This window comes from Paraburkholderia sp. (assembly GCF_034668105.1).
Lineage (GTDB): Bacteria > Pseudomonadota > Gammaproteobacteria > Burkholderiales > Burkholderiaceae > Paraburkholderia.
Genome location: NZ_JAXDPY010000314.1, coordinates 1 through 6,144, shown reverse-complemented (window position 1 = coordinate 6,144; position 6,144 = coordinate 1). Strand labels below are relative to the sequence as shown.

General features: G+C 62.2%; 5 protein-coding genes. 1 reads left to right on the top strand and 4 read right to left on the bottom strand.

The window, feature by feature from the left end:
• Window positions 1-28: 28 nt before the first annotated feature.
• Entirely contained in the window at window positions 29-460 is a 432-nt protein-coding gene (locus QOC89_RS14300; RefSeq protein ID WP_323045606.1) for a thioesterase family protein, read from the bottom strand.
• Between the two features lie 319 nt (window positions 461-779).
• The gene (locus QOC89_RS14295; protein ID WP_179733172.1) at window positions 780-1,556 is read right to left on the bottom strand and encodes an SDR family oxidoreductase; all 777 of its coding nucleotides are present in this window, start codon (window positions 1,554-1,556) and stop codon (window positions 780-782) included.
• 189 nt (window positions 1,557-1,745) lie between these two features.
• On the opposite strand from QOC89_RS14295, the gene QOC89_RS14290 reads away from it, so the two are divergent.
• Window positions 1,746-3,419, top strand: coding sequence for an electron transfer flavoprotein-ubiquinone oxidoreductase (locus QOC89_RS14290; protein WP_323045605.1), 1,674 nt, complete (start codon window positions 1,746-1,748; stop codon window positions 3,417-3,419).
• Between the two features lie 100 nt (window positions 3,420-3,519).
• Here QOC89_RS14290 and QOC89_RS14285 read toward each other — a convergent pair whose 3' ends face one another.
• Together QOC89_RS14285 and aroC are read right to left on the bottom strand one after the other, a co-directional pair.
• The gene (locus QOC89_RS14285; RefSeq protein WP_323045604.1) at window positions 3,520-5,025 is read right to left on the bottom strand and encodes a glycosyltransferase family 9 protein; all 1,506 of its coding nucleotides are present in this window, start codon (window positions 5,023-5,025) and stop codon (window positions 3,520-3,522) included.
• A 56-nt stretch (window positions 5,026-5,081) separates the two neighbouring features.
• The coding region (gene aroC / locus QOC89_RS14280; RefSeq protein ID WP_323045603.1) for a chorismate synthase at window positions 5,082-6,144 on the bottom strand (1,063 nt) is incomplete at its 5' end.

Genomic DNA, 6,144 nt, shown 5'->3' with positions numbered 1-6,144 from the left:
CTATCAGGCCGTGACAGGAGGTTGACGCTCAAGCCGCCTTGACCAGCGCGGCACCCTCGATCGTCGCGCGCAGTAAATCCGGCACCGGCACCGACTTGCCCGCTGCGTAGTCGATCCACACGCAGCGCGCGGCGCCGCGTGCATACACGGTGGTCGGATCGTCGGCGCGCACGAGCTCGAAGCCGGTATCGAAGCTGCTGCGCCCGGGTGTCGCTACGGACATCCGGCCGATCACATCGCCGGGATAGTGCAACTGCTTGAGAAATTCCATCGACGCATTGACGATCACCGGCCCCTGCCCATCGGCATTGCTGCCGGCAAGACCCAGTTGTTCGAACCAGGAAATCCGCACCTGCTCCATGTAGCGGAAATAGACCGTGTTGTTCACATGGCCGAATGCGTCCATGTCGCCCCAGCGGATCGGCATCGACATCTCGAAAACTGCATGAAAATCGCTCATCGTACTTCTTTAACGAATTGAAATCGGGTTGAAGCCGGCGCGCGGGCCGGCACAGAAATGACAAACAAAATAACGCAGGCTTTCCTTCAGCAGAAGGCCCGCGCGCGTAAAACAGTTTCTTCGGCTGTGCCCCAATGCACGACGGTGGACGAGCTAGGCGCTACGCAGCGCGCCGCGGCGGCGGCGCGAAAATCGCGCAGCCCGGGCCTCCCCCTGCGGCGGCCGGACGCGGACGATGCGGTCCTGAGCGGCCGCACGCGGACAGCGCGGCTGAGCCGCTGAGCGGCCGGAAGGAGCCCAAAGAGGCCCGCAGAGGTATTCAGGCCAGCCCGAAACCATCGTCGGCAGCAATCACCGAGCCGTTGATGAACTGCGATTCGTCGGCCGCCAGCAGCAGCAGCAGTCCGTCCAGATCCTCCGGCGTGCCGACCCGATGACGCGGCAGCAGCGACACGAGCTTCTGCCCCTGCTCGGTCGACCAATGATGGTGATTGATCTCGGTGTCGATATAGCCCGGGCAGATCGCGTTCACGTTGATGCCGTGCTTGCCCCACTCCAGCGCCATGGCCTTCGTCATATGGACGACCGCGGCCTTGCTCATCGAGTACAGGCCGATCTGCGGCAGCACGCGCAAACCCGCCATCGACGCGATGTTGATGATCCGGTACGACGGCTTCTGCGCATTGTTGCCGCGCATGATCATGCGCTTGGCGACTTCCTGGGCGACAAAGAAGGCGCCGCGCGTGTTAGTGTCGAACACATATTCGAAGTCGGCCGGCGTGACTTCCGAGAGCTTCTGCGTGGTCGACACGCCTGAATTGTTCACCAGAATGTCGATCGTTCCCGCCTCGGTTTCCGCGTGAGCAACGGCGGATTTGATGCTCTGATAATCCGTGACGTCGAGCGAGACAACGTGCGCCGCGCCGCCGGAGGCTTCGATCTCGGCGCGCAACTCCTTCAGACGCTCGGTGCGGCGGCTTGCCAGCACGACCTTCGCGCCCGCTTGTGACAATACCTGAGCAAAGCGCTTCCCCAACCCGCTCGAGGCGCCCGTGACCAGCGCGACCTTGCCTTCCAGATTGATCGAACGGCCCATTGTCGTTCCCTTGTTCGGTTATTGTTACAGACACGGTTGACAGGTGCGGTAAGCCCCCTTGCTACGGGTCATACCGTATCACAAAAATAGAACGATCGTGCTAATCTCTGCTCATCAGGTTGCAGTGCAAGAGACCATCGCCCACAATACGATCCCGAAAAAAGCATTCTAACGGTAAGAGGAGCATCAATGACCCCCGCAAGTCTCATTGAGCAGTACGGCCCGCGCGAGTCGATGGAATACGACGTGGTGATCGTCGGCGGCGGCCCGGCTGGCCTGTCCGCGGCGATCCGCCTGAAGCAGCTGGCGGCTGAAAAAGGCGTCGAGCTTGGCGTGTGCGTACTGGAAAAAGGCTCGGAGATCGGGGCTCATATCCTGTCGGGCGCGGTGATGGATCCGCGCGCTTTGAACGAGCTGATTTCCGACTGGAAGGAAAAAGGCGCGCCTTTAGACGTAGAAGTGACCGAAGACCGCTTCCTGTTCCTCACCGAAACCGGTTCGAAGAGCGTGCCGACCTGGGCGCTGCCGGACAACTTCAAGAACCACGGTAACTACGTGATCAGCCTCGCGAACGTCACGCGCTGGCTGGGTCAGCAGGCTGAAGCGTTGGGCGTGGAAATCTTCCCGGGCTTTCCGGCTGCCGAGATTCTGTATAACGACGATGGCTCGGTCAAAGGCGTCGCGACCGGCAATCTGGGGATCGGCAAGGATGGCGAGCCGACCGAAAACTTCCAGCTCGGTATGGAGTTGCACGCAAAGTACACGCTGTTCTGCGAAGGCGCGCGCGGGCACCTGGGCCGTCAGCTGAACGATAAATTCAAGCTGCGTGAAGGCGTCGATCCGCAGGTCTACGGGATCGGCATCAAGGAACTGTGGGAAATCGATCCGTCGAAGCACAAACCGGGTCTGGTGATGCACACCGCCGGCTGGCCGCTGGAAACCGACACCTACGGTGGCTCGTTCCTGTATCACATGGATAGCAACCAGGTGATGGTAGGTTTTGTCGTCGGCCTCGGCTACACGAATCCGTATCTGTCGCCGTTCGAGGAGTTCCAGCGTTACAAGACGCATCCTGCAATCCGCGCGGTGCTCGAAGGCGGCAAGCGGGTGTCGTACGGCGCGCGGGCGATTACCGCGGGCGGCCTGCTGTCGCTGCCGAAGCTGGTGTTCCCGGGTGGCGCGCTGGTGGGCGACGATGCGGGCTTCCTGAACGCATCGCGGATCAAGGGCTCGCATGCGGCGATCAAGACCGGCATGCTGGCCGCTGAAGCAGCGTTTGAAGCCGTGCAGGCGGGACGTACCAGCGATGAACTCACCGCGTATCCAGAGTCTTTCAAGACTTCATGGCTGCACACGGAACTGCATCGTGCGCGTAATTTCAAGCAGTGGATGAGCAAGGGCCTGTATCTCGGCACCTTGATGGTCGGTATCGAGCAGAAGCTGCTGGGCGGCAACGTGCCCTGGACGCTGCATCATCAGCATTCCGATCACGAAATGCTGAAGCCGGCGTCGCAGTGCAAGCCGATCGTGTATCCGAAGCCCGATGGCAAGCTGACATTCGATCGTCTCTCGTCGGTGTTCATCTCGAACACCAACCATGAAGAGAACCAGCCGGCTCACCTGACGCTGAAAGATCCTTCGGTGCCGGTGAATGTGAACTGGCAGACCTATGCCGGTCCGGAGTCACGCTACTGCCCGGCGGCGGTATATGAGTTCGTAAAGAACGACGACGGCAGCGAACGGCTGGTGATCAACGCGCAGAACTGCGTGCACTGCAAGACCTGCGATATCAAGGACCCGACGCAGAACATCGTCTGGGTTACGCCAGAAGGTGGCGGCGGTCCGAATTATCCGAATATGTGATGCATACAAACGCCGCTTCCCAGCGGCGTTTTCTGTCGTCACGCGATCGCAACGCAATAAGCAGGCTGACGCCGGCGATGAGGTTTGCAATTCAAAAAACTCAAGCGCCCCGCGTCATTTCAATCCGCTCTCGCACCCGCGCCAGCACCGGCGCCCACGCGCCAATCTCCGGCTGTCGAAAGAGCTCAATAGAATCGTACCAGGGCGTGGCGCGCGATTCGTCGCCCCAAAACCATGCCGACACGTGGTCGATCATCAAACACGTCGGCACGCCGAGCGCTCCTGCCAGATGCGCGGGCCCGCTATCGATCGTGACGACCAGATCCAGACTCGCCAGCAACGCAGCGACGTCGTCGAATCCGGACTGAAAATGGTGGGTCAGGTCGACGACATCGAGGCCTTTGGCCCGCCACAGCGCGACTGTTTCGCCGCGCCCCGGCGACAACGCAAAATATGTCACGCCGGGCACGCTCACTAGCGACTCGAGTTGCTCGACCGGTACCGACCGCCTCATATCGCGGATATGCTCAGGATTGCCGTTCCACACCAGGCCGACCTTGCGATTGCCCGGCTTGCCCGCTGTGTGCGCCTGGACCCGCTCACGCCAGGCCTGCACACGCGCAGGCTCGGCGCTCAGATACGGCGCACCCCACCCTGTTGCATCGAAAACACCAAGCCGTAACGGCAAGCTCATCAATCCGCAATGGAAATCAGGCCGCGTTTCAAGGCTTGTTTCGAGCGGCAAGTCGGCGGGCAGCATCCGTTCGAATAGATGCCGCAACGGCCCGTCGTGACCAAAAATCACGCGCCCGCCCTCACGCCGCGCGCGCTCGGCTAGCAGCGGCAGAAAGCGCACCGCCCAAAGACAGTCGCCGTTGCCTTGCTCGCCATACACGATCAGCGTTTTGCCTTCCAGCGATTCGCCCTGCCAATGCGCGCTGATCTCGGCGAGCGCATGCTGCGCGTTATTCAGATCGTCGCCGAACACGACGCGTGATTCGTAATGCGCCCAGCCCTCAGCGAAACGTCCTGTGCGGATTTCGAGTTCAGACAGATCGAATTGCGCATGCGCGTTATTCGGCGACAACACGAGCACCTGCCTGAGCAATGCTTCCGCTTCCGCGAAACGCGCCTGCTCCTTCACGCACAACGCGAGCTTGTGAAGCGCCACCGGAGCGCCGGCCGCCGGAGCGCCGGCCGCCGGATTGCCGGATACGACTCGCACCGCTTCGCGCAACAGCCGCTCGGCCGTGTCGAAATCGTTGCGCTGTTGCACGGCGGCGGCGCGCCAGATCAACGCGTTAGCGTCTTCGTGGTTCCGTTCGAGCAGCAATGTCGCGGCGGAGTCGACGAGCACCCAGTCGCGCACGATGAACGCCGTCTGCGCAATCGTGTGGAGCAAGGTGGAGTCGCAGCAAGCGTCGAGCTGATAAGCGCGCACCAGCGCGGCCAGCGCCTCGCGCTGACTGGCTTTGTCACGGCCGGCGCGTTGCAGCAGCGTGTGTCCGAACGCGAGACAGTCGGCTGCTGCGGCTTGCGGCGCGGTGGCGCGCACGCGCAGAGCCGCGAGTTGGCGCTCTGCCGGCTCGGAGGTCGTATCAGTCATAGAGAGACCGAGGCCACGGCGCGCAGGGCACGTACGAAGGCGCTCAGCGCTCCTCCTTAAGGCGCGCTCGCCGCGATCTTCGGCGTGCTCACGGCGACATCGCCGCATTGCGCACGGTTACGCAATGCGTGGTCGATCAATACCAGCGCGAGCATGGATTCGGCGATCGGAGTGGCACGGATGCCGACGCACGGGTCATGACGCCCAAACGTTTCGACGACAGCCGGCTGACCTGCCTTGTCGATCGAACGGCGCGGCGTGCGAATGCTCGAAGTCGGCTTGATCGCGATGGACACGGTGATGTCCTGCCCGGTCGAGATACCACCGAGCACCCCGCCCGCGTGATTACCGACGAAGCCCTCCGGCGTCAATTCGTCGCCATGCACCGAGCCGCGTTGCGCGACACTGGCGAAGCCCGCGCCGATCTCGACGCCTTTCACCGCGTTGATACCCATCATGGCGTGGGCAATGTCCGCATCGAGGCGGTCGAACAGCGGCTCGCCGAGCCCGACCGGCACCCCGGAAGCCACGACATTGATACGTGCGCCAATCGAGTCGCCATCTTTGCGCAACGCGTCCATGTAATTTTCGAGTTCCGGCACGATCTCGGCATTCGGCACGAAGAACGGGTTCTCACGCACGTGCGCCCAGTCGACGAACGGGACATTGATCTCGCCGAGCGCCGCCATGTAGCCACGGATCTCGGTACCGAACTTTTCACGCAGCCATTTTTTCGCCACCGCGCCGGCTGCCACGGTCGGCGCGGTCAAACGGGCCGACGAACGGCCGCCGCCGCGATAGTCGCGAATGCCGAATTTCTGCCAGTACGTGTAGTCTGCGTGACCGGGACGGAAGGTGTCGGCGATGTTGCCGTAGTCCTTACTGCGCTGATCGGTATTGCGGATCAGCAGCGCGATCGGCGCACCGGTGGTCTGACCTTCGAACACGCCCGAGAGGATCTCGACCTTGTCTTCTTCCTGACGTTGCGTGACGTGACGCGACGTGCCGGGTTTGCGGCGGTCGAGTTCGAGCTGGATATCGGCTTCGTTAAGCGCCATGCCGGGCGGGCAGCCGTCGATCACGCAGCCGATAGCGGGGCCGTGCGATTCGCCGAAGGTC